General features: G+C 66.5%; 20 protein-coding genes and 1 pseudogene. 1 reads left to right on the top strand and 20 read right to left on the bottom strand.

Annotation, left to right across the window (positions count from 1 at the left end):
- Nucleotides 1–258: 258 nt before the first annotated feature.
- Nucleotides 259–919: pseudogene (locus G5B40_RS00970) on the bottom strand (PHP domain-containing protein); the annotation flags it as partial.
- A gap of 122 nt (nucleotides 920–1,041) precedes the next feature.
- Here G5B40_RS00970 and G5B40_RS00975 point away from each other — a divergent pair.
- Entirely contained in the window at nucleotides 1,042–1,812 is a 771-nt protein-coding gene (locus G5B40_RS00975; protein ID WP_165093912.1) for an NAD(P)-binding domain-containing protein, read from the top strand.
- A 1-nt stretch (nucleotide 1,813) separates the two neighbouring features.
- Here G5B40_RS00975 and recF read toward each other — a convergent pair whose 3' ends face one another.
- The 19 genes from recF to G5B40_RS01070 all read right to left on the bottom strand — a co-directional run bounded on the left by recF (nucleotide 1,814) and on the right by G5B40_RS01070 (nucleotide 22,793).
- Entirely contained in the window at nucleotides 1,814–2,917 is a 1,104-nt protein-coding gene (recF, locus tag G5B40_RS00980) for a DNA replication/repair protein RecF (RefSeq protein ID WP_165093914.1), read from the bottom strand.
- A gap of 52 nt (nucleotides 2,918–2,969) precedes the next feature.
- Nucleotides 2,970–4,085 (bottom strand): DNA polymerase III subunit beta, encoded by a 1,116-nt coding sequence (dnaN, locus tag G5B40_RS00985; RefSeq protein WP_165093917.1) that lies wholly within the window; start codon nucleotides 4,083–4,085, stop codon nucleotides 2,970–2,972.
- Between the two features lie 173 nt (nucleotides 4,086–4,258).
- On the bottom strand, nucleotides 4,259–6,106 hold the full coding sequence (locus tag G5B40_RS00990; RefSeq protein WP_165093919.1) for a 5'-nucleotidase C-terminal domain-containing protein: 1,848 nt from the start codon (nucleotides 6,104–6,106) through the stop codon (nucleotides 4,259–4,261).
- Nucleotides 6,107–6,160: 54 nt separating this feature from the next.
- Entirely contained in the window at nucleotides 6,161–7,387 is a 1,227-nt protein-coding gene (locus G5B40_RS00995; protein ID WP_165093922.1) for an aminotransferase-like domain-containing protein, read from the bottom strand.
- A complete protein-coding gene (rnhA, locus tag G5B40_RS01000; protein WP_165093924.1) occupies nucleotides 7,384–7,884 on the bottom strand; it encodes a ribonuclease HI in 501 nt (166 codons plus the stop codon). The genes G5B40_RS00995 and rnhA overlap by 4 nt, the downstream gene beginning before the upstream one ends.
- Nucleotides 7,881–8,492, bottom strand: a complete 612-nt coding sequence (locus G5B40_RS01005; protein ID WP_165093927.1) for a methyltransferase domain-containing protein — start codon at nucleotides 8,490–8,492, stop codon at nucleotides 7,881–7,883. Before G5B40_RS01005 ends, rnhA begins: the two co-directional genes overlap by 4 nt.
- Nucleotides 8,493–8,524: 32 nt before the next feature.
- The gene (locus G5B40_RS01010; protein WP_165093931.1) at nucleotides 8,525–8,983 is read right to left on the bottom strand and encodes a DUF3429 domain-containing protein; all 459 of its coding nucleotides are present in this window, start codon (nucleotides 8,981–8,983) and stop codon (nucleotides 8,525–8,527) included.
- 73 nt (nucleotides 8,984–9,056) lie between these two features.
- Nucleotides 9,057–10,010, bottom strand: coding sequence for a 4-hydroxy-3-methylbut-2-enyl diphosphate reductase (gene ispH, locus G5B40_RS01015; protein ID WP_165093933.1), 954 nt, complete (start codon nucleotides 10,008–10,010; stop codon nucleotides 9,057–9,059).
- 49 nt (nucleotides 10,011–10,059) lie between these two features.
- Complete coding sequence (locus G5B40_RS01020) at nucleotides 10,060–11,346, bottom strand: cytosine deaminase (protein WP_165093936.1); 1,287 nt, start codon at nucleotides 11,344–11,346, stop codon at nucleotides 10,060–10,062.
- A gap of 3 nt (nucleotides 11,347–11,349) precedes the next feature.
- Nucleotides 11,350–12,294: an ABC transporter permease gene (locus G5B40_RS01025; RefSeq protein ID WP_165093938.1), complete on the bottom strand. Its 945-nt coding sequence runs from the start codon at nucleotides 12,292–12,294 to the stop codon at nucleotides 11,350–11,352.
- Between the two features lie 3 nt (nucleotides 12,295–12,297).
- Nucleotides 12,298–13,347, bottom strand: coding sequence for an ABC transporter permease (locus G5B40_RS01030; RefSeq protein WP_165093941.1), 1,050 nt, complete (start codon nucleotides 13,345–13,347; stop codon nucleotides 12,298–12,300).
- Nucleotides 13,337–14,896 carry an ABC transporter ATP-binding protein gene (locus G5B40_RS01035; RefSeq protein WP_165093944.1) on the bottom strand — a complete coding sequence of 520 codons (1,560 nt, stop codon included), beginning with the start codon at nucleotides 14,894–14,896 and terminating at the stop codon, nucleotides 13,337–13,339. The genes G5B40_RS01030 and G5B40_RS01035 overlap by 11 nt, the downstream gene beginning before the upstream one ends.
- Before the next feature lie 9 nt (nucleotides 14,897–14,905).
- Nucleotides 14,906–15,886, bottom strand: a complete 981-nt coding sequence (locus G5B40_RS01040) for a BMP family protein (RefSeq protein WP_425500083.1) — start codon at nucleotides 15,884–15,886, stop codon at nucleotides 14,906–14,908.
- A gap of 172 nt (nucleotides 15,887–16,058) precedes the next feature.
- On the bottom strand, nucleotides 16,059–16,985 hold the full coding sequence (locus tag G5B40_RS01045) for an ABC transporter permease (RefSeq protein WP_165093949.1): 927 nt from the start codon (nucleotides 16,983–16,985) through the stop codon (nucleotides 16,059–16,061).
- A complete protein-coding gene (locus G5B40_RS01050) occupies nucleotides 16,978–17,988 on the bottom strand; it encodes an ABC transporter permease (RefSeq protein WP_165093952.1) in 1,011 nt (336 codons plus the stop codon). Before G5B40_RS01050 ends, G5B40_RS01045 begins: the two co-directional genes overlap by 8 nt.
- Nucleotides 17,989–18,059: 71 nt before the next feature.
- Nucleotides 18,060–19,775 carry a peptide ABC transporter substrate-binding protein gene (locus G5B40_RS01055; protein ID WP_165093955.1) on the bottom strand — a complete coding sequence of 572 codons (1,716 nt, stop codon included), beginning with the start codon at nucleotides 19,773–19,775 and terminating at the stop codon, nucleotides 18,060–18,062.
- 102 nt (nucleotides 19,776–19,877) lie between these two features.
- Nucleotides 19,878–20,885: an ABC transporter ATP-binding protein gene (locus tag G5B40_RS01060; protein WP_165093957.1), complete on the bottom strand. Its 1,008-nt coding sequence runs from the start codon at nucleotides 20,883–20,885 to the stop codon at nucleotides 19,878–19,880.
- Nucleotides 20,875–21,903: an ABC transporter ATP-binding protein gene (locus tag G5B40_RS01065; protein ID WP_165093960.1), complete on the bottom strand. Its 1,029-nt coding sequence runs from the start codon at nucleotides 21,901–21,903 to the stop codon at nucleotides 20,875–20,877. Before G5B40_RS01065 ends, G5B40_RS01060 begins: the two co-directional genes overlap by 11 nt.
- Nucleotides 21,904–22,007: 104 nt before the next feature.
- A complete protein-coding gene (locus tag G5B40_RS01070; protein WP_246209802.1) occupies nucleotides 22,008–22,793 on the bottom strand; it encodes an LOG family protein in 786 nt (261 codons plus the stop codon).
- Nucleotides 22,794–22,802: the final 9 nt, after the last annotated feature.

Consider the following 22,802-nt stretch of genomic DNA (forward strand, 5'->3'; position numbering starts at 1 on the left):
TTTGCACCCGGTCAGAAGCGCCGGCGGCGCGCAAGTCGAAAAGCGGCGCGCGCCGCCGGGTTTTCGCATCTTCGGGACCGAAAGCGGCCGGGAGGCGGGCCCGGCGCGCCGTCGGCGTCCAACGCCTCGGGCGCGGGGACGGGGGCGGCTGCTCGGGAATCGACGCCCCTGGCGGCGCGGTCGCCGCCGCGGGGGAGCGTCGCCGTGGCGACGGTCGGTTGGAGTTCAGCGAAGCGGCGCAGGTGAAGCGCGGGCGGCCTTCAACGCGTCGAGAAGGGCTTCGGGCTCGTTCGCCTCGGCCTTCACCATCACCCAGCCGCCGAAATGATCGGGTTCGGAGAAATGGGCGTTATCCGTCGCGACGAGGTTCGCGACGCCGGCCCTCGGAAAGCAAGAGATCCCGCGTCGCGAACCCGTGCGGGCGGTCGGCGCCGACGCCGCATGTTTGATTATAGACGTCGACCGCATGCGCCGCCTCGATGCTTCGGGCGTCGGCCAGCGTCAGGCCGGACCATTCGGGACGCGCGATGGCGACGAAGGCCCCGGCGGCGCGGGCGCGGGCGCGGGCGGCGATGGCGGCGCCGCTCTCTTGTCCGTCGACCGGCAGGAAATGCGGCGCGTCGCCGGGCGCGAAATCCTGCGGGAGGCCGACCGCGAGGATATGCCAGAGCTCGCCATTCTCCATCGCGCCGGAGTGGAGTTCGGCGCCGAGGATGGTGGTGAACCGGTTGTCGCGATATGGGGCCGTGTTGGTGATCGGGTAGTCGAAAAGGCCAATGAAATGATCGGTGAGGGCGATGAAATCATACCCTTCCTCCCGATAGCGACGGCAAACCTCTTCGCGGGCGAGAACGCCGTCGGGCCGTGTCGAATGGGTGTGGAGATTGCCGCGATAGAAGGCTCCTGCGGCGGTGAAGGCGAGCGGGCGCTTGGCGGTGTCCTCTGGCGGTCCGGCGCGGGCGCGCCGGCTTCGCGACGCTTGGGTTTGAAGCCTCGTCCAGGCTAGCGTCGCGCCGGTGCGATTAGAAAGAGGAAAAAAGCATGGCGCGGGTCGGATTCATCGGAACTGGAGAGATCGCCGCTGCTCTGGCGCGAGGGCTCGCCGGTCGCGGGCATGAGATCGTCGTCTCGGAGCGCGGCGCCGGTTTCGCCGCCGCGCTCGACGCGGAGATCCCCGAGCTTTCCGTCGCCGCCAACCAGGACGTGCTCGATCGGACGGACGTGGTTTTTCTCTGCCTGATGGAACGCGCTGCGGAGGAAGCGCTAACGCCGCTGAATTTCCGGCGCGATCAGCGGATCGTCTCCGTCATGCTCGCGGTCGATCTCGCCACGCTCGCCCGGCTCTGCGCGCCGGCGAAGGAGATCAGCATCACCATTCCTTTGCCCTTCATCCGCGCCGGCGGCTGCCCGCTGCCGGTGTTTCCCGAGAGCACGGCGCTGGCGGAGCTTTACGGCGACCGCAACACGATCATCCCGCTGGGCTCCGAGGCGGCGATCCCACCGCATTTCGCCGCTTCGGCGATGTGTTCGAGCGTCTATGATCATCTAATGACCGGCGCCGAATGGCTGGCGGGACTGACCGGCGACAAGGCGGGCGCGGAGGCGTATCTGATCGCCCTGATCGGCGGTTATCTCGCGCAGACCCCGCTTGACGGGAAGGACCAACTCGCCGCGGTGCTGGAGAGCCTGGACACCGAGGGAGGCCTCAATACGACGCTGCGCGAGCATATGCGCATGCGGGGGGCGAACGCCGCGCTGATTGATGGGCTCGACGGGTTTCGCGAGCGACTCGGCCTGCCGCGCGATACCTGACTCAGCCGGCGCCGACGTGAATGATCTGCCCGCGCGCGCCGAGCGCCTCGAAAAGCTCGGCGCCTGTCCCCGTCATGAAAGCCGGCGCGCCGAGCGCGACGATCTCGTCGAAAAGCGCGGCGCGCCGATCCGCGTCGAGATGCGCCGCGATTTCATCCAGGAGCAGAACCGGCGACGCGCCCCGCTCTGCCGCCAACGCGCGCGCGTCTGCGAGGATGATGGAGATCAGGAGCGCCTTCTGTTCGCCGGTGGAGGCGAGCCGCGCCTCCACGCCCTTCCCGTCATGTGTCGCGATCAGATCGCTCCGGTGCGGCCCTTGAAGCGCGCGCCCGGCGGAGGCGTCTGCGGCGCGCCCCGCAGCCAGCGCCATCCTGAGCGCAGTCTCCGCTTCATCCTCCGCCGCGCGCGGATCGTCCGCCGCGGCGACTCGCGCCTCGGTCGCGCCCTCGATCCGGAGCCCGGCGCGGGGAAACGCGCTCGCGGCGTCGTCCTGAGCCGCGATCAGGCGCGCCACCGTCTCAACCCGGGCGCGGGCGATCCCGGCGCCGGCCTTCGCCATCCGCGCCTCCAGCGCGTCGATCCAGGCGGGGTCGCGCCGCCCCTCGGCGAAGAGACGGTTTCGCTCGCGCATCGCGTGTTCGTAGGCGAGGGTGCGTTCGCCATGACCCGGCTCGAAGCTGAGCGTGGCGCGGTCGAGAAAGCGCCGCCGTTCGGATGGACCTTCGGTCCAGAGCCGGTCCATCGCCGGAGTGAGCCAAAGCATCGGCAAGAGCGCGCCGAGCGCGGCTTGCGGCGCCGTCTTTCCGTCGATCTCCACCGATCGGCGCTGGCCGGGCAGGGCGCCCGTCGCGACCTCATGCGCGCCCGAAGGCGTCTCGACGCGCGCGCGCACTTTCCAGCCGATCGGATCGGGCCGGCGCGCAAGTTCGTCCGCGGCGGCGCGCCGAAGCCCGCGGCCGGGAGAAAGCATGGATATCGCTTCGAGGATATTGGTCTTGCCCGCCCCGTTCGGGCCATAGAGCGCGACCGGGCGGTCGTCGACCTCCAGCGCAAAGGCCGCGTGGGAGCGGAAATGCGAAAGGCTGATAGAGCGGAGCGCGGCCATTCCGGTCGTCAGACGGCGGGCGCCGCCGCGCGTGGGGCGGGCGGCGTTCCGGTCACACTCGCATCGGCATGACGACGTAGATCGCGCTGTCGTCGTCGCCCTCGCGCACAAGCGTCGGGTCGCCGGGGCCATTGAACAGGAGGACGGCGTTCTCCCGATCCACCTGGCCGGCGATCTCGAGAAGATATTTCGCGTTGAAGCCGATCTCCATCGGTTCGTCGGTGTAGGCGACCGCCATCTCGTCGGTCGCCGACCCGCTATCCGGCGCGTTGACCGAAAGCGTCAGCCGGTCCTCTGAAAGGCTCAGTTTGACGGCGCGCGAGCGCTCGGCCGAGACTGTGGCGACGCGATCCACCGTGCGAGCGAAATCGGCGGCGTCGACCTCCATCCGCTTCGTATTGTTGGCGGGGATCACCCGTGTGTAATCCGGAAAGGCGCCATCGATGACTTTCGAAGTCAGCGTCAGATCGCTCGCCGCGAAGCGGATCTTGGTTTCGGACACGGACACGGCGATCGTCGCTTCATCATCCTCCAGAAGCTTTCTCAACTCGCCCACGGTCTTGCGCGGAACAATCACGCCAGGGCAGCCCGCGGCGCCCTCCGGCAGGTCGGTGTCGATCCGCGCCAGGCGGTGCCCGTCGGTGGCGACGGCGCGCAGCTTCGGCGGAGTCGCCTCGGGCGCATGGAGATAGACACCGTTGAGATAATAGCGCGTCTCTTCGGTCGAGATCGCGAAATTCGCTTTTTCGAAGAGGCGCCGCAGCGCCGGCGCGGCGATCTCGTAGCTGGTCTGATACTCCGCTGAGGCCATGACCGGGAAATCCTCGCGCGGCAGGGTCGGCAGGGTGAAGCGCGCGCGTCCGGCGGTCACTTCGAGGCGACCGTCGCCGACCGCATCGTCCAACGTCACGGTCGCGCCGTCGGGCAACTTGCGGGCGATTTCATGCAGGACATGCGCCGGCGCTGTGGTCGAACCGGCGGTCGAGACCATCGCGGGCATCGACTCGCGGATCTCGATGTCGAGATCGGTGGCGCGGAACGACACCGCAGCGCCCTCCGCCTCGATCAGCACGTTCGAGAGGATCGGGATCGTTGTCCGCCGCTCCACCACGCCCTGCGCCCGGCTCATCGCCTTCAGCAGCGCCGCCCGTTCGATGCTGATCTTCATGTCTTCAGGTCCCTCTCGACCGGCCGGTCGGCCGGATACGCCCCTCGTGATGGACGGCGGAGCGTAACGGATTCCGACCGGCGGTCAATCGGCCGAAGGCGCTGATGCGGTCCGCGCGTCCGAAATCCGGAAAGCTGCGCCGATGGGGCGCGATTCTCCGGCTCCGTCGGAGCCTATTCCGGAAGCCTGAGTTCCTGCCCGATGGACAGAACGGCCCCGGACGGGAGGCCGTTCATTTCGATGATCCGCGTGTAGAGCGTCGCATCGCCGAGTTTCGCCTTGGCGATGTCCCAGAGCGTGTCGCCCGGGCGCACGACATAGATCATAGCGGTGTCGGCCGCCGTGGCGGGATCCGCGCTTTTCGCCGCCGGCTTCTCGGAGTCGGCGGTCATGGCTGCGCCTGAACCGAAGCCCGCGCCCTCGACAATGTTGCCGAGGAGCTTGGGCTGATAGGGCGAATGCGCCCCGAGGTATGCGGCGACCGCTTCCTCGAGATTAGGGCCGTAATCATAGGCGTCCATCGCCTTGTCGCGGAACGTCGCGTATCCGTCGCCGCCGCCGCGCATGTAGTTGTTGGTGACGACGCCATAGACCGTCTCCGGCTCGATCGGCGCCCAGCCGTCGCCGGCCTTCACCTCCACGGTGGTGATGCGGGAGCCCGGCTCCCTGTCGGCGTCGAAGGCGTAGCGCAGCCCCGCGACCTGCGCGAAGCGTCCGGCCCCCTCTTCGATCTTTGAGACGGCGTTCTCCAGCGCCTCAACCACATCGGCGCCCTTCAGCTTCATCGTCGCGATGGTGTTCTGGAACGGCAACACCGTCAGCACCTCGCCCATCGTCACAGGACCGGCGTCGATCGAGGCGCGAAGTCCGCCGCCATTGGCGATCGCGATCGTGATCCCGCTCGGCGCGGTCTTGGCGAGCATCGCCTCGGCGACGAGAACGCCCATCTCGCATTCTCTCGCGCGGCAACTCGCGCGCTCACCGTCGATCGACGCCGCGGCTTCGGCGACCACCTTGGCCTTGATCTCTTCCAGCGGCTTCGCAAGCTCCGCCACACGGGCCGCCATCGCGGGATCGGGCGTCACCGACGCGTCGAGCAGCATCGAATCGCCCTCGGCGAACAGCACATTGCCCTCATCGTCGAAATCGACGGTCAGATCGCCAATATACTTGGAATAGGCGTAGGACTGCACGATGGGCACGAGCGCGCCGGCGGGCCCGGTCACCCAGGTCGGATAGCCGCCCTGGCGTTTCGGGTCGGAGGCGGACAGAAAAGTGTGGCTGTGGCCGCCGACGATCACGTCGATTCCCGGCGCCGCGGCTGCGATCTCCAGGTCGCGGGGGAAGCCGGAATGGGTGAGCGCGATGATCTTGTTGACGCCCTGTTTCTCCAGCTCGGGCACGGCGCGCGCGAGGTAGGCGATCTCGTCCTCGAACTTCACGTTGGGTCCGGGCGCCGAGGTTTCATCCGTGTCGGTGGCGAGAACCGAGACGACGCCGATCTTCTCGCCGCCGACATTCAGGACGACATATCCGGGTATTTTGTTCGCGAGCAAGGGTTCGCCCGAAACGTCGGTGTTGCCGGAGATGATGGGATAATTCACCTTCGCGAGATAGTCCGCGAGGACGCGGGGACCGTCGTCGAACTCGTGATTGCCGAGCGCGACCACGTCGAGCCCTATCTCGTTCATCAGTTGCGCCGTCGCGTCACCCTTGTAAGTCGTATAAAAGAGAGAGCCTTGGAACTCGTCGCCCGCCGAAATCGTGATGACGTTCTCGTCCGCGAGTTCCGCGCGCCGTTTGTCGAGCCAGGTTTTCATCCTGGCGATGCCGCCGAAGCACTCGCCCGCCTCGTCCTCCTCGGATGAGCAGGGACCATCATATTTCGATACCGGTTCGAAGCGACTGTGGAAATCGTTGAAATGCAGGATCGTGAGCCGGTAGTCGGCGCTTGCTGCGCCGGCCATTGCGGCGACGGCGACGGCGGCCGCCAGCGTTGCGAGAGAACGGGGGGCGGTCATCAGAAGCCTCCTACCTGATACGATGCAAAACCGTGAGCTTTTGTCAGGGCGCCGTCAAGACGGGGCGCGCCGCCGATTGGCGCCGATTTCCGGCGTTCCGAACTCCGCGTGGCAAATATCGGCGAGCCGGGCGACGCCGTCACGGATCGCCTCTGGCGCCGGATTGGCGAAGCAGAGCCGGATCCAGCGACCGGCGTCGGCGCCCTTCGACCATTCGCGCCCGGGATTGACCGCGACGCCCCCGGCGAGCGCGACCTCGGCCAGGCGCGTCGTCTCCACGCCTTCGGGCAGCTTGACCCAGAGGAAAATGCCGCCGGGCGGGCGTTCGAACTCCACGGACGCGCCGAAATGCTCATCCAGCGCGTCGATCAGCGCGTCGAGCTTCGCCTCCAGCGCCCGGTTCAGTCCGGCGACGTGATCGTCAAAATGCGTCGCGCAGAACTCCGCCAGCACCATCTGCTCGAGCGCGCCCGAACCCGCGTCATGTTTCACCGAGAGAATGTGCGAAAGTACCGCCCAGGGCGCGACGATGTAGCCGACGCGAAGCGCCGGCGCGATGGACTTGGAGAAGGAGCCGACATGGATCACCAGCCCCTCACGGTCCAGCGCGTGGAGCGCGGGCGGGCGTTCGCCTGACCAGATCAGATCGGAATAGCACTCATCCTCGAAGATCGGGACGCCGTGCCGCGCCGCCAGCGCGACGAACCGTATGCGCCGCTCTTCGGGCATGATCGTGCCGGTCGGGTTGTGGACGGTCGGGATCGTGTAGATGTATTTCGCCTTGGTTCCTTGGCCGTCCAGCTGCTTTAGCGCGGTCTCCAGCGCGTCGATGTCCATGCCGCCCGCATCGACGGGTATCGTGACGATCTCGACCCCGGCGCGCGCGAGACGTGGAAAGACGCCGCCGTAATTCGACTCTTCCACGATCACCGTGTCGCCTGGCGCGAGCATCGCGGCGTTGATCAGGTCGATCGCCTGGAGCGAGCCGGAGGTGAGCAGGATCTCGTCAGGGTCCACATCCATCGCCGCCGCGCGCTTCAGTTTCGCGCAGAGAAATTCGCGGAGCGGGCGATAGCCGAGCGGCCCGGATTGCAGGAAATATGTGCCGAGATTCGAACCCTCGCGCATCAGCACCGCGTCGGCGGCGGCGCGGAGGGCTTCGACCGGCACCGAGGCTTCGTCATTGTGGCCGCCAACGAAGTTATATGCGGGAAACCCCGTCCAGCGAGCGGCCGCCGGTGGCAGGTCCTCCCGTACGAAGGCGTTGAAATCGAAGCTCATCTTTTCTCTCCGGCGGCTTGTTTGCTGCGGCTCCTGCGTTCACTCGCGGGTTTGTAGGGCGCCATCCCTTCGCGCGCCAGAAGGTCGGCGCGCTCGTTCTCCTCGTGCCCGGCATGGCCCTTGACCCATTCCCAGGTCACGTCGTGGCGCGCCTGCGCCTCGTCGAGCGCACGCCAGAGGTCCTCATTCTTCACCGGTTTCCGGTCGGCTGTTTTCCAGCCATTCCGCTTCCAACCGTGCATCCATTGTGTGACACCGCCTTTCACATATGCAGAATCGGTGACGACGGTGATGCGGGTGGGGCGGCCGAGGGCGTTCAGCGCCTCGATCGCCGCGGTCAGTTCCATTCGGTTATTGGTCGTCATCGCCTCGCCACCCTTGAGGGCGCGTTCGCGCGTGACGACGCCGTCGCGCCGCGCGACCAGCAGCGCGCCCCAGCCGCCGGGCCCGGGATTGCCGGAGCAGGCGCCGTCGGTATAGGCGGTGAACTCGATCATTCGCGGGCTTCCGCGGGCTTCTTGCAGAGGATGTGCATCACCTGTTCGGGAACCCCGTCATAGCCGCCGCCCTTGTTCTCGTGGATCTCGATGTTGTGGAACCCCGTATCCTCAAGCAATTTCACAATCTCGTCCCTCTCAAAATAGGTATAGAACCGGCCGAGCGAGTCGCGCGTCTCTCCCGCGCCGCGCTTCAGCCCGAGATAGAAGACCCCGCCGGGAAGAAGCGCGCGTTCGATGCGCGTGAGATTGCCCGGCATCGCTTCGCGCGGCGCGTGGAGCAGGCAGAAGGAGGCCCAGACGCCCGCATAAAGCCCGCTTTCCGCGAACTGCTCGAAACGCATGACGTTGACATTGAGTCCGGTGAGCTTCGCCGCTTCCCCGGCCAGCGCGGCGGAGCCGTCGAACGCATCGACGCGTCGCCCCGCGTCCAGCATCCGCTTCGCCGCCCAACCACCGCCGCAGCCATAGTCGAGAAGACGACCGTCCGCTGGAGACATCGCGATGAACCTGTCGAGCGAAACGTATTCGCCGCTCGGCGCCGCCCAGATGGCGTAGTTCGCGCCCTCCCGGTCATAGAAACGGAGCGTCGCTTCGTCGCCGCTCATTTCCCCGTTCTCCGGCGTCGCGGCGGGCCGCCTCAAAGCGCGAATCCCGCGCCGTTGGCGATAAGCCAGAGGCAGGCGGTGACGATCGCGGTCAGAAGAACACGGAGCGAAAGCCACCAGCGGGGCGCCATCTTCGCCCGCCAGAAGAGATAGTCGATCGGCAACAGCGCGGGAAAGCCGAAGAGCAGGATCTCCACCGTATCGCCCGGCGCGACGAGCATCGCGACGAAAATACCAGCCGCAGGCGCGCCGGCGAGTCCGAGCCAGCGCCAGCCGGCGCGGCCCGAGGCGCGGTTCGCCCCCGCCGCGAAGCCCCAGAAGACCCCGCTCATGTAAGCGAAGAGAAGCGGCCCGAAGACTTCGATAATCACCAGGGGGGGAGCGGAGTCCGATTCCCACGCCGGCAGATGCGCCGCCGCCGCGCCATAGATGAAGGGGATCAGCCCCATGAGGCCGATCGCCAGCGGCGGGCGCGGGATCGAGAAACTCAATTTCGCCCCGTCGCCGGCGCCGCGCGTACGCGCGACTTCCCGGCCGGGCAGGCGGGAAGGAGGCGGAGCGCGATCATGCGGCCGGCGCCCTGAGAATGCGCGGCGCCTTGAACTCGACCGTCTCCACCGCCGTTTCGACCACTTCCAACGTGACGTCGAAGCGCTCGCGGAAGGCGGCGATCACCTCCTCGACCAGCACTTCGGGGGCGGACGCGCCGGCGGTGACGCCGACCGCTTTCGCGCCGTCGAGGGCGCGCCAGTCGATATCGTCCGCGCGGGGCGCGAGCTGGGCGTAGCCGCAGCCGGCGCGGCGGCCAACCTCGACCAGCCGCTGCGAATTCGAGGAGTTCGGCGAGCCGATCACGATCAGCGCGTCGATCGCCGGGGCCATCGCCTTCACCGCCTCCTGCCGGTTGGTGGTGGCGTAGCAGATGTCTTCCTTGTGGGGGCCGACGATGCCGGGAAAGCGCGCCTTCAGCGCCGCCACGATCTCCGCTGTGTCGTCGACGGAAAGCGTCGTCTGGGTGATGAAGGCGAGCCGCGCGGGATCGCGCGGCTCAAGCGTCGCGACATCCGCCGCCGTCTCGACCAGCAGCACCTCGCCGGGCGGCAACTGGCCCATCGTGCCGATCGTCTCCGGATGGCCGTCATGGCCGATCATCACCATTTGCAGGCCGTTGTCGTAATGGCGCTGCGCCTCGATATGGACCTTGCTTACGAGGGGGCAGGTGGCGTCGACGAAAAGCATCTTTCGCGCCTCCGCTGACGCCGGCACCGATTTCGGCACGCCATGCGCGGAGAAGATCACCGGCCGGTCGGCGGGGCATTCCTCCAGCGTCTCGACGAAGATCGCGCCCTTCTCGCGAAGTCCGTCTACCACGAACTTGTTGTGGACGATCTCGTGCCGGACATAGACCGGCGCGCCCCATTTCTGGATGGCCATCTCGACGATACGGATCGCGCGATCGACGCCGGCGCAGAACCCGCGCGGCGCGGCGAGATGGAGGGTGAGGGGCGAGCGTTTCATCGCCCGAAGGGTTACATCAGGGGCGCAGGGATGAAAAGCCGGACGGCGCTCAGCCTCGCGCCGCGCCATGGCGCCGGCGGACGGTTTCCGGCCGTCCGGGCAAGGTCAGCCGCGCGTCGCCCCGCGGCCGCGTCGCGATGACGCGGCCCTTCGCGACGACGGCCAGGCGGTCGGCGCGCAGGCGCAGCGCCTCCACCGGGTCGCCGGCGTCGAGAACGACGAGAGAGGCGAAATCGCCGACCTTCAGGCCGTAGCCCTCCAGATTCATGATCCGGGCGTTCACCTCCGTCGCCATCTCATAGGCGCGGCGCATCCCCTTCGGGCTGGTCATCTGCGCGACATGGAGGCCCATGAACGCGACGTCCAGCATGTCCGCGGTTCCGAGCGGATACCAAGGGTCGAGGACGCAATCCTGACCCCAGCCGACATCTATGCCCTCTGCCTGCATCTCCCGCACCCGTGTCATTCCGCGCCGTTTCGGATAGCTGTCGTGTCGGCCCTGAAGGGTGATGTTGATGAGCGGATTCGGGATCGCGGCGACGCCGGCCTCGGCGATCAGCGGCAGCAGTTTCGAGACATAGTAATTGTCCATCGAATGCATGGAGGCGAGATGCGATCCCGCTGCGCGCCCGCCAAGGCCATGGCGCAAGACTTCCCGCGCCAACGTCTCGATATGACGCGACATAGGGTCGTCGGTTTCGTCGCAATGCAGGTCGATCATCAGCCCCCGTTCGGCGGCGATCCCGCAGAGCTTCGCGACGGAGTCCGCGCCCTCCGCCATCGTCCGCTCGAAATGCGGGATGCCGCCGACGACATCGACGCCCATGTCGAGCGCGCACAGCGTGTTCCGCAACGCGCCCGGAGTGCGATAGAGCCCGTCCTGTGGGAAGGCGACGAACTGGAGGTCGATATATCCCTTCACCGCTTCACGCACGGCGAGGAGCGCCTCCACGCCCTTGAGCGCATCGGCTGTCGTATCGACATGGCTCCGGATCGCCAGCAGTCCCATCGACGCGGCCCAGTCGCAATAGGTCAACGCCCGCTCCGCGATCGCCTCTACGGTATCGATCTCTCGCAACTCGCCCCAGAGGGAAATCCCCTCCAGCAGCGTGCCCGATTCGTTGACCCGGGGCGTTCCGTAGGAAAGTGTCGCGTCCATGTGGAAATGCGGGTCGACGAAGGGCGGTGAGACGAGATCCCCGGCGGCGTCGATCACGCGCCCGGCGGCGACATTGTCCGGCAGCGTCTCCACCGCCGCGATCCGCTCTCCCCGGACGCCGATATCGGCCCGGCGCCCGTCCGGCAGCACGCCGCCCTTCACCACGAGATCGAACATCGGTCAGCGTTCCCCCTTGTTATACGGCGTCATCAGCGCCGCCGGCGCGGCGCCCCGGCGCGACATCAGGATCAGCGCCAGAATGGACAGGATGTAAGGCGCCATCAGAAAGACCTGATAGGGCAGGGCGGCGCCAAGCGGGGTCTGCTGGAGCCGGATCTGCAGGGCGTCGAATGCCGCGAAAAGCAACGCGCCTAGCACCGCCTTCCCCGGCTTCCACGCGCCGAATACAACGAGCGCGATGCAGATCCAGCCGCGCCCGTTCACCATCTCGAAGAAGAAGGAGGAGAACGCCGACATGGTGAGGAACGCCCCACCGACCGCCATGAGCCCGGAGCCGACTATCACCGCCCCCATCCTGAGCGCGGTCACCGAGAGCCCCTGCGCCTCCACCGCCTCCGGGCTTTCGCCCGCCGCGCGAATGGCGAGGCCGAGCGGCGTCCGGTAGAGGACCAGCGCCGTCAGCCCGGCGACGGCGAAGGCGAGATAGGTCATCGGGGTTTGCGCGAAGAACGCGGGGCCGATCAGCGGAAGCGCGGAAAGCCAGGGGATTTCGAGGGCCTGAAAGGGCTCGATCCGCGGCGGGCTGGTCACCTCGGGCAGCGCAAGCCGATAGGCGTAGGCGGCGACCGCAGCGGCCAAAAGCGTGACGCCGAGGCCGACGACGTGCTGCGAGAGCCCGAAAGGCACGGTCAGCACCCCGTGCAACGCGCCGAAAAGCATGCCGACCGCCATCGCCGCGGCGACGCCGAACCAGAGCCCGGCCCCGGCGTAGACGGTGATCCAGCCGGTGAAGGCGCCGATCACCATGATTCCTTCGATGCCGAGATTGAGGACTCCCGCGCGCTCGCAGATCAATTCGCCCATCGTCGCAAAGATGAGCGGGGAGGCGATGCGCACAGCCGCTGCCCAGAAGCTGGCCGAGATCAGGATGTCGAGGATATCCATCGCCTAATCCCTCACCACGCGGAACTTCGTGAGCAGGATCGCCAGCACCATCAGCAAGAGCGCGGTCGCCAGCAGGATGTCGGCGATATAGGTCGGCACCGCCGCCGCCCGGCTCATGCTGTCAGCGCCGACGAACACCCCGGCGACGAATAGAGCGGAGACGACGACGCCAAGCGGATGGAGGAGCGCCAGCATGGCGACGATGATCCCCGTGTAGCCAAAGCCCGGCGAGAGATCGAGCGTCAGATTGCCCTTTAGCCCGGCGACTTCGGAGAACCCGGCGAGCGCGGCGAGGCCGCCGGAAAGGAGCGCCGTCTTGACCAGCACCGCGTTCACCGGAACGCCGGCGAAGCGCGCCGCCTCCAGGTTCTGGCCGACGGCGCGAATCTGGAACCCGAGCACGGTGCGGGTCTGGATCAGCCAGATGACGAATGCGGAGATCAGCGCCAGCGCGAACCCCCAGTGAAGCCGCAGCCCCTCCACGATGCGCGGCAGGCGCACGGCCTTCGACAGCGCCTCGGATTTCGGCCACCCCATGCCCATCGGGTCTTTCAGCGGTCCTTCGAGCAGCATCGAGACGAAGAGGAGCATGATGAAGTTGAACAGCAGCGTCGTGACCACCTCGTCCACTCCGAAGCGGGTCTTGAGGAGCGCCGGGCAGAGAAGGACGAGCGCCCCGGCCAGCATCGAGGCGAGCGCCATGAGCGGGAGGAGCGCCGGGCCTTCGATCAGCGGCGTCCCGGCGCCGATCATCACCGTCGCGAGGGCGCCGGCGTAGAGCTGCGCCTCCGCCCCGATGTTCCAGAGTCGGGCGCGAAAGGCGACCGCAGCCGCGAGTCCGGTGAAGATCAGCGGCGTCGCCCGGTTCAGCGTCGCCAGCAGCGCGAACTCCGACCCCGCCGCGCCTTTCAGGATCAGCCCGAAGGTCGCGAAGGGATCGGCCCCGGCGAGCAGCGCGAGCAGGGAGCCGACCAGCACCGTTGCGCCAAGCGCCAGCGCCGGCAGGCCGAATCGGCGGAGGGGACCGGGATTGGCGATCGGTTCAAGCCGCATCTTCTGACGCCTCGAAACCCTGGCCCGCCATCCAGAGGCCGAGCTCGGCCGCGCTCATCGCGCCGCGCGGGAAGCCGGGTGAGAGCCGCCCTGCCGACATGACGTGAACAATGTCGGAAAGCTGCATGATTTCGTCGAGATCCTCGGATATCAGCAGGATCGCGGCGCCGTCGTCGCGCGCTGCGATCAGCCGCGACTGTAGATATGCGACCGCGCCGACATCGAGCCCGCGCACCGGCTGGTCGGCGAGGATGATTTTCGGCCCCGGCGCCAACGCGCGACCGAGGATCAGCTTCTGCATGTTGCCGCCGGAAAGCAGCCGGATGCGGGTCTCCGGGCCGGGGCAGCGGACATCGTAATCCGCGATGATGTTCCGTGCGAGCCGGTCGGCCTCGCCCCAGTTCATCCATCCGCCGCGGCTATAGGGCGCGTCGCCATGGCATTCGAGGACGGCGTTCTCCGCCAGTGTGAAATCGGCGATGGCGCCGGAGCGGTGGCGATCCTCGGGGATGCGGCCGACGCCGGCCCTGAGCGCGGCGCGTGGCGACCAGCCGGCGCCGGCCTCGGCGCCCCCGGCCAAAAGGATGCGGCCGGATGCGGGCCGCGCGACGCCGGCGACGAGCGCGGAGAGCGCCGCCTGACCATTGCCGGAAACCCCGGCCAGCCCGGTGATCGTTCCGGCGCGTAGCGCAAGGGTGACGGCGCGCAGCCCCGGCCGCGCGCCCGAAGGCGGCGTGGATACCGTGTCGAGCGTCATCAGCGCCGGTCCCGGATTCGCCGGGGCGGGGTGCGGCTGCGCGATCTCCGCTCCGACCATCATCGCGGCGAGGCGGCCCCTGTCGGTCTGATCCGTCGCCACCTCGCCGACGAGCCGGCCATGGCGGAGGACCAGAACGCGCGATGAGACGGCCATCACTTCGTTCAGCTTGTGGCTGATGAAAATGATCGAAAGCCCGAGCGCCACCGCGCGCCGAAGCGTGACGAAAAGCGCTTCGCTCTCCTGCGGCGTCAGAACCGCGGTCGGCTCGTCGAGAATCAGGATCTTCGCGTCGCGCCAGAGCGCTTTCAGGATCTCAACCCGCTGGCGCTCACCTACCGTCAACGCGCCGATCCGCGCGTCGGGATCCACCGCGAGGCCGAAATCCTCGGAGAGGGCCTTGATCCGCGCCCGCGCGGCGCGCCTGTCGAGGCCGGGCGCGCGGAGCGAGCGGGCGCCCAGAAGGATATTCTCCCAGACGGTCAGGTTGTCGGCCAGGGTGAAATGCTGATGCACCATGCCGACGCCCGCATCGAGCGCGGCGCGCGGCTGCCCCGGCGGCAGAGTGGCGCCGAGCACCTCCACCTGACCTTTGTCGGCCGTGTAGTGGCCGAAGAGGATGTTCATCAGCGTGGTCTTGCCGGCGCCGTTCTCACCCAGAAGGGCGATCACCTCGCCGCGCCGCAGCGAAAGACTGACGTCTTCGTTCGCGACCAGCGCGCCAAACCGCTTGGTGATCCCGGAAAGGCGGAGGACGACCGGCGCCTCCGCCCCCGTTTCAGGCGCAGACATCGCGCGGAATCACGAGGATTTCGGCTCTTCGTCGTTGATCTCGACGGTGAACGACCCGTCCTTGATCGCCGCCTCGCGCTCCGCGACCATTTTCATGGCGTCCTCGGGAACTTTGCCCGCGAACGTGCCGAGCGGCGCCAGCGAGCAGCCGCCCGCCTTCATGTAGGAATAGACGCCGTAATTCGCCGCCGTGAATTCGCCGGCCTGAATCGCCTTCAGCGCCGCGTTCAGGGTCGGCTCGAAATGCCAGAGCGCCGAGGCGACGACGGTCTCGGGATAGTCCGGTTGGGTGTCGATCACGTTGCCGATCGCCAGAACGCCCTTTTCCTGCGCCGCGTCGGAGACGCCGAAACGTTCAGCGTAGAGCACATCGGCGCCGTTCTCGATCATCGCGAAGGCGGTCTCCTTCGCTTTCGGTGGATCGAACCACGAGCCGATGAAGCTGACCTGATAGGCGATATCGGGGTTCACCTCCCGCGCGCCGGCCATGAAGGCGTGCATAAGGCGGTTCACTTCGGGGATCGGGAAACCGCCGACCATACCGATATTGCCGCTTTTCGTCATCGCCCCGGCGATGATGCCGGAAAGATAGGATGCGTCTTGAATGTAGTTGTCGAAGACCGCGAGATTGCCGAGATCCGGGTCCTCCCCGAAGCTCGACCCCATCAGGAAGGCGACGTTGGGATAGTCCGCCGCGACTTCGCGCGCCTCCTGCTCGACGCCGAAAATTTCGCCGCAGATCAGCTTGGCGCCCTGTTCGGCGTATTCGCGCATGACGCGCGGATAGTCGGTGTTGGCGACGTTTTCGCTGAAGGTGTATTTGACCTCCCCTGTGGCTTTCGCCGCCTCGGCGGCCTTGTGGATGCGGCTGACCCATTGCTGCTCGACCGGCACCGTATAGATGCCGGCGACGGAGACCGGCCCGGCGGCGCGCAGCCGTGCGGGCGCGCCGAAGAGCGATGTGGCGGCGAGGGCGCCGCCGGTGGTCATCAATATCTGACGCCGCGTCGGCTCGCGAAGGGTGGTGAGCTTGGTCATTTCGGCTTCCCTGTTGCTGGCGCTATTTTTATCAAACGGTAAACTTTTCAGGCTCCGCTCACAACTGAATTGTTGCGCCCGCGAAGGGCCGTAACGAGGCGCGGGCAAATGGCGCGACGCGCCTTCATCGCCCCCTGATCCGCGGGTCGAGCGCGTCGCGCAGCCCGTCGCCGATGAAGTTCACGCTCAGGACGGTGAGGCTGATGAAGAGGCCGGGCCAGATCACCCGCCCCGGCGAATTGGTCAGGAAATCCTTGCCGTCGTAGAGAAGTCGCCCCCAGGTCGGAAAGTCCGGTGGAAAGCCGAGTCCGAGAAATGAGAGCGTGCTTTCGGTGATGATCGCGTTGGCGATGCCGATGGTGGCGGAGACCATGATGGGCGACAGCACGTTGGGCAGGATGTGGCGGGTGATGATGCGCCGGCTGATCGTGCCGATGCTCTTCGCGGCCAGCACGAATTCCTGTTCCTTCAGCGCCTGCACTTCGCCGCGTACGATCCGGGCGGTGTGCATCCAGCTGGTGACGCCGATAACGGTGACGATCATCACGAAGATGCCGGCCTCCGGCCCGAAACTGGTGCGGAGCGCGTCGCGAAAGAGGAGAATGGCGACGAGGAGAAGGGGCAGGATCGGCAGGGCGAGAAAGAGCTCGGTGAGCCGCATCAGGGGCGCGTCCATCCGCCGGAAATAACCGGCGAGAACGCCGATCACCGCACCGATCAGCATCGAGACCAGCATCGCGACGACGCCGACCGCGAGCGAGGTGCGCCCGCCCGCCAGCATCTGCGCCAGCATGTCGCGTCCGATATTGTCGGTGCCGAACGGGTGCGCCCAACTGATCGGGGCGTTGCGCGCGCGGATGTCGGTCATGCCCGGGTCTATCGTCCAGAGAAACGGGCCGAAGATCACCGCGAGGATGATGAAGCCGAACACTGCGGCGCCCACCATGGCGCCCTTGTGGGCGCGGAACTGGCGCCAGACATCGCCCCAGAGCGAGCGGTGCTCCGCCGCCGCCTCGGGCGCGGCGCCCGGCTCTGCTGACGCGTCAGTCATAGCGGATCCGCGGGTCTAGCACGCCGTAGAGGAGATCGGCGATCAGGTTGAAGATCACGATCAGCACCGCGAAAATGAAGGTCAGCGTCTGCACCAGCGGGATGTCGTTGCTCTCGATCCCGACGATCAGCAACTGGCCGATGCCGTTCACGCGGAAGATCTGCTCGGTGACGATGGCCCCGCCAAAGATCGTCGGCACGCCGAGCGCGATCACCGTCACCACCGGAATGAGAGAATTGCGCAGGACATGGAGAAGGACGACGGTCCGCTCCTTCACGCCCTTCGCGCGGGCGGTGCGGACATAGTCCTGGTTGAGATTGTCGAGCATGGAGGCGCGCATGAAGCGGCTGATCTGGCTGGCGTTGGCGAGCGCGAGCACCATGGTCGGCATCGCCATCTGCTTCACTTGGAACCAGAAGCTGCCCCAGCTGTTCACCACGTGGGTCGTGTCATAGATCGACGGCAACCAACCTAGCCAGACCGAAAAGATCACGATCAGCAGCAGCCCGGTGAAAAAGGTCGGGATCGAGAAGCCGAGCATGGAGATGAACGTCCCGACCTGATCGAAGATCGAGTATTGCCGATAGGCGGAGATCACGCCGATCGGGACCGCGATCAGCACCGCGATCACATAGGACATCCCCACGACCCAGAGCGTCTGCGGCAGACGCTCGACGATCAGGTCGGTGACCGGCGAACGGGTGGCCCATGAGAGGACGCGGAGCCGTTCGCCATCGCCGACTGTCAGGCCGGTCATCTGTTCGAAGACGCTCAGCGGTTCGTTGATCAGGAACTGCTGCAGCCACTTCACGTAGCGGATCGCAAAAGGCTCGCCGAGGCCGAGCGAGAGGCGGATCTTCTCGCGCACTTCGGGCGGGATCGTCAGCGGCAGGTTCGCGGTCGGGTCCGAGGGCGCGAGGTCGAGGAGGGCGAAAACGACGAAGCTGATCGCGAGCAGGGTCGGGATCGAAACCAGCAGTCTTCGGATCGCGTAGCGGAGCATCGGGTCCTCGGCTTCAGGGGGCGGAGACGGCCCCCGTCGCGGGGCCGCCTCCCGTTTCGGTCAGGCGCGAGTCACTTCGCCCGATGCCAGTCGGCGATGTTCCAGAGTTCGCTGTCCCAGTCGTTGATCTTCACGCCGGCGAGCGTGTTCGAGTGCGCAGAAGTGCCACCTCGATAGACGATCGGGAACATCACGTAGTCCTGCATCAGCATGTCGTTCATCTGCTTGGCGATCTTCGCCCGCTCGTCCAGCCCGGCGGTGTTGGCGAACTTCACCGCCAGCGCATCGTACTCCTTGTTGCACCAGCGGTTGATGTTTTCGCCCTGCCATTGGGTGGAGGGACGCGGAGCCTTGTCGCAGGTCCATGTGCCCATGTAGGCCTCGGGATCCACGCCGGAGAAGTTGTTCGTGTACATCTCCAGATCGGCGTAGAACTTCTGGAACGTGTCGGGCGAGCCGGGGTCGCCGCCGAAGAAGACGCTGGCGGAGACGTTGCGAAGCTCGGTCTCGACCCCGATCTCCGACCACCACTCCTTGATGATCGCCTGGAATTCCTGGCGCACGGCGTTGGTCGAGGTCTGGAAGAGGAAGGAAAGGCGCCTGCCGTCCTTCTCCCGTACGCCGTCGGCGCCGGGAACCCAGCCGGCGTCGTCGAGAAGTTTCTTCGCTTCGTCGAGGTTCTGGGTAAGGCAATCGTCATTGGCGCTGGAGGCGTAGATCTCCGGCCCGGGCAGCACGTTGCAGGTCGGTCTTCCAGTCTTGCCGTAGCCGATCTCCGTCAGGATCACCGGGTCGATCGCCTTGGAAAGCGCCTTTCGCACGGCGAATTCGGAAAGGATCGGATGCGGGTTGGAGCCGTCCTCCTTCCACACTGACCGCTCGTCCGGGCCGAGGGCGGGGTCGGGGTTGGTGAAATTGACATGGACCCGTTCGACCGAGGTCGCGAAGGCGACGACGACCTTGCCTTTGCCGGCGGCTTCCATCTCCGTGAGGACTTCTGGCGAAATCTGCAGGTTCCAGGCGTAGTCGAATTCGCCGGTCTGAAGCACCGAACGGGCCGCCGATTCCGCGTCTCCGCCGCCTTTGAACAGGACCTTCGCGAAGGCCGGTTTGTCCGGGTCGCGATAATTCTCGTTCGCTTCGAGCGTGATCACGTCGTTGGCGCGGAATTCGGTAACCTTGAACGGGCCGGTGCCGATCGGGTTGAAGTTGGCTTCGGTGCATTCGGGCGCTTTCGCACCCGTGCAGTCGGCGAACTGCGCGGCCTGGATGATCGGCGATTCTGAACCGACCAGCGCCGTATAGGGGAAGGGCTTCGGTTCGGTGAAGCTGATCTTCAGCGTATGGTCGTCCAGCGCCTCCATCCCGGCCACGCCCTCGAAATAGGTCGTCTGGGCGCAGCCGCCCTCCGGATTGGTGCAATATTCGTAGGTGAAGATCGCATCAGCTGCGGTGAATGGTGTGCCGTCGGCCCAGAGAACGTCCTGCTTCAGCTTCCAGGTGATCGATTTCAGGTCCTCGGAGACGCCGCCATTCTCCACGGTCGGAATTTCGGCGGCGAGGGCCGGCACGATATCCCCGGTGTCGGAAAAGCGCGCGAGCGGCTCGATCACCATCGAGGCGGCCTCGACCTCCTTGGTGCCGCCGGAGAGGTACGGGTTCATCGTCGACGGGGCTTGCCAGTAAATGATCTTCAGCTCCCCGTCGGCGCCTCGCTCGGCGAGGGCGGGGCCCGCGCAGAGCGCGAGCGCCGTTCCCGCAGCGAGCATGCGTTGCATTTTGGTCATTATTTCAGGCTCCCTTCCTAGTTGGTCGTCAGGCGCGCAACTCCGCCGGGCGGATGCTGCGATGAACGCGGGCGAGGCGCCGGCGCATGGCATGAGTGTTATTCATGGCGGGTCGGGCTCTCTTTCTTCGGCGTAGTGGCAGGCGACTCGCCGGCCATCCGCCAGCACGCGGAATTCTGGCTCCACCTCGGCGCAATGGGCCCGCGCGATCGGGCAGCGGGTGCGGAACCGGCAACCCGATGGCGGGTTCGCTGGCGAAGGTACGTCGCCGGTGAGCACGATCCGTTCGCGGCCGGTCTGCGCGACGGTCGGCACCGCTGAAAGCAGCGCCCTGGTGTAGGGATGGCGGGGCGAGTCATAAAGCAGGTCGCGCGATGCGAGTTCCACGACCTTGCCCAGGTACATCACAGCGACCCGGTCGGCGATGTGCCGGATCATTGAGAGATCATGGCTGATGAAGAGGTAGGTCAGTCCGAGTCGGTCCTGCAGATCCTCCAGAAGATTCACCACCTGCGCCTGGATCGAGACGTCGAGCGCAGCGATCGGCTCGTCGCAGACGATGAATTTCGGCTCCAGCGCGAGCGCTCGCGCGATGCCGATGCGCTGGCGCTGACCGCCGGAGAACTCATGCGGATAACGATTGGCGAAATCGGGGTTCATGCCGACCTGATCGAGCAACTCGCGGACGCGGTCCTGGCGCTCCGCGCGACCGAGATCGCGCCGATGCTCGACCAGCGGCTCGGCGATGATGGAGCCGACCGTCATGCGCGGGTTGAGACAGGCCTGCGGGTCCTGAAAGATCATCTGCATGCCGGGGCGAAGCCGGCGAAGCGCGCCGCCTTCCAGTTTCGAGATATCCTCGCCGGCGATGCTGATCTGGCCCGCGGTCGGCGTGTACAGCCGGATGATCGCGCGGCCGGTGGTCGATTTCCCGCACCCCGACTCGCCGACAACGCCGAGCGTTTCGCCACTGCGGATGTCGAAGCTAACGTCGTCGACCGCTTTCACCACGCCGACCTGGCGACGGAATATTCCCTTGTAGATCGGAAAATGCATGGAGAGTCCGTTCACCCGGACGAGCGGCGCCTGATCTGTCGCGTCAAGCGGCATCGCGGCCCGCCTCCCCGATCGTTTCCGGCGGCGTCCACCAGCAGGCGACGTCATGCCCGCGTCCGCGCGGCGCGATCGGCGGATTGGCCTTGAGACATTGGTCATGCATGTGCGCGCAACGCGGCGCGAACGGGCAGGAGGACGGCGTCGCGCGCAGGATCGGCGGTTGCCCGGCGATGGTCAGCAGGCGCTCCTTGCGGACGCCGGAGATGTCCGGCAGCGTCTCCATCAGCGCGCGGGTATAGGGGTGCTGCGGACGGGCGAACAGCTCCGCCGTCGGCGCGTGCTCGACCACCTGTCCGCCATACATCACCATCACCCGGTCGGCGATCCCGGCGACGACGCCGAGGTCATGCGTGATCCAGATGACTCCCATGCCAAGTTCAGTCCGGAGTTTCTGCACCAGGTCGATGATCTGCGCCTGTATCGTCACGTCGAGCGCGGTCGTCGGCTCGTCCGCGATCAGCACTTTCGGATCGCAGGCGAGCGCGATGGCGATCATCACCCGCTGGCGCATGCCCCCGGAAAACTGGTGCGGATAGTCGTTCAGGCGCGCGGCGGCGGAAGGGATGCCAACAAGGTCGAGAAGCTCGGCCGCGCGCTTTCTGGCCGCGGCTTTCGAAAGCCGGAGATGTCCCCGGAGCGGCTCCATGAGCTGGAAGCCGACGGTGAACACGGGGTTGAGCGAGGTCATCGGGTCCTGAAATACGAATCCGATCTCGCCGCCGCGCAGCTGACGCAGCTCCGATGGCGACATCTTCCTGACGTCACGGCCCTGAAACAGCACCTCGCCGCCGATGATTTCCGCCGGCGGCGTCGGCAGGAGTCCCATCAGCGACATCATCGTCACCGACTTGCCGGAGCCGGACTCCCCCACGACGCCGAGCAGTTCCCCCTCTCGGATCGAGAAACTGACATTGTTGACAGCGTGCACCGCGCCGTCACGGACGTGAAAGATCGTCTCCAATCCGGTCACGTCGAGGACCGGGGCTGTCCCGGTCTCGCCAATATCTGTCATTCGCCACCCTGTCGGCGCGCCTTGTCGGCTTGTCTTGAAGAAACTCAACACCATCCGGCGCCGTGTCGCAAGCGCAGATACTTCGACGCGGCGACCGCCGCCGGTCAGACTTTGCCGCGCATCGCCCGCCAGGCCTCTTCCGCCGTTTCGACGAAACTGAACAGATCGAGATCCTCGTCGGAGATCGTGCCGGCCTCGGCCAGAGCCTCCCAGTTCACGATCTTTCGCCAGAATTTCCCACCGAACAACAGCACCGGCATCCGTTCCATCCGGTCGGTCTGGATCAGCGTCAGCGTCTCGAAGAGTTCGTCAAGCGTCCCGAAGCCGCCAGGAAAGACGGTGATGGCCTTCGCCCGCATCAGGAAATGCATTTTGCGGATCGCGAAATAGTGAAAATTGAAGCAGAGTTCGGGCGTCACATATTCGTTCGGGGCCTGCTCGTGCGGCAACACGATGCCAAGGCCGACCGAGCGGCCGCCAGCGTCCCTTGCGCCAAGATTCCCCGCCTCCATGACCCCCGGGCCGCCGCCGGTGACGATCACCAACTCGCCGCCGCCGCGCTTCAGGCTCTCTTCGGTCACCATCCGGGCGAAACTTCGCGCTTCTTCGTAGTAATGCGAGAGCGCTGCGAGCGTTGGCGTCCGCGCCCGGGCTTTCTCCGCCGGCGAAGGAATGCGGGCGCCGCCGAACATCACCACGGTGGAGTTCACACCTTCGGCGCGCAGGAGGCTTTCCGGCTTCTCCAGCTCCAGTTGCAAACGCACGCCGCGCAGGGGGTCTGAACGCATGAAGTCGGGGTCGACGTAAGGCAGTCGATACGCCGGATGCGCGGTCTGCGGCGTGACAGGCACGCGGGCGGTATGGCTCAGATCCTCCTCGAGCTGGGTCAGGGCTGAACT

Source organism: Pikeienuella piscinae (assembly GCF_011044155.1).
GTDB classification, from domain to species: domain Bacteria; phylum Pseudomonadota; class Alphaproteobacteria; order Rhodobacterales; family Rhodobacteraceae; genus Pikeienuella; species Pikeienuella piscinae.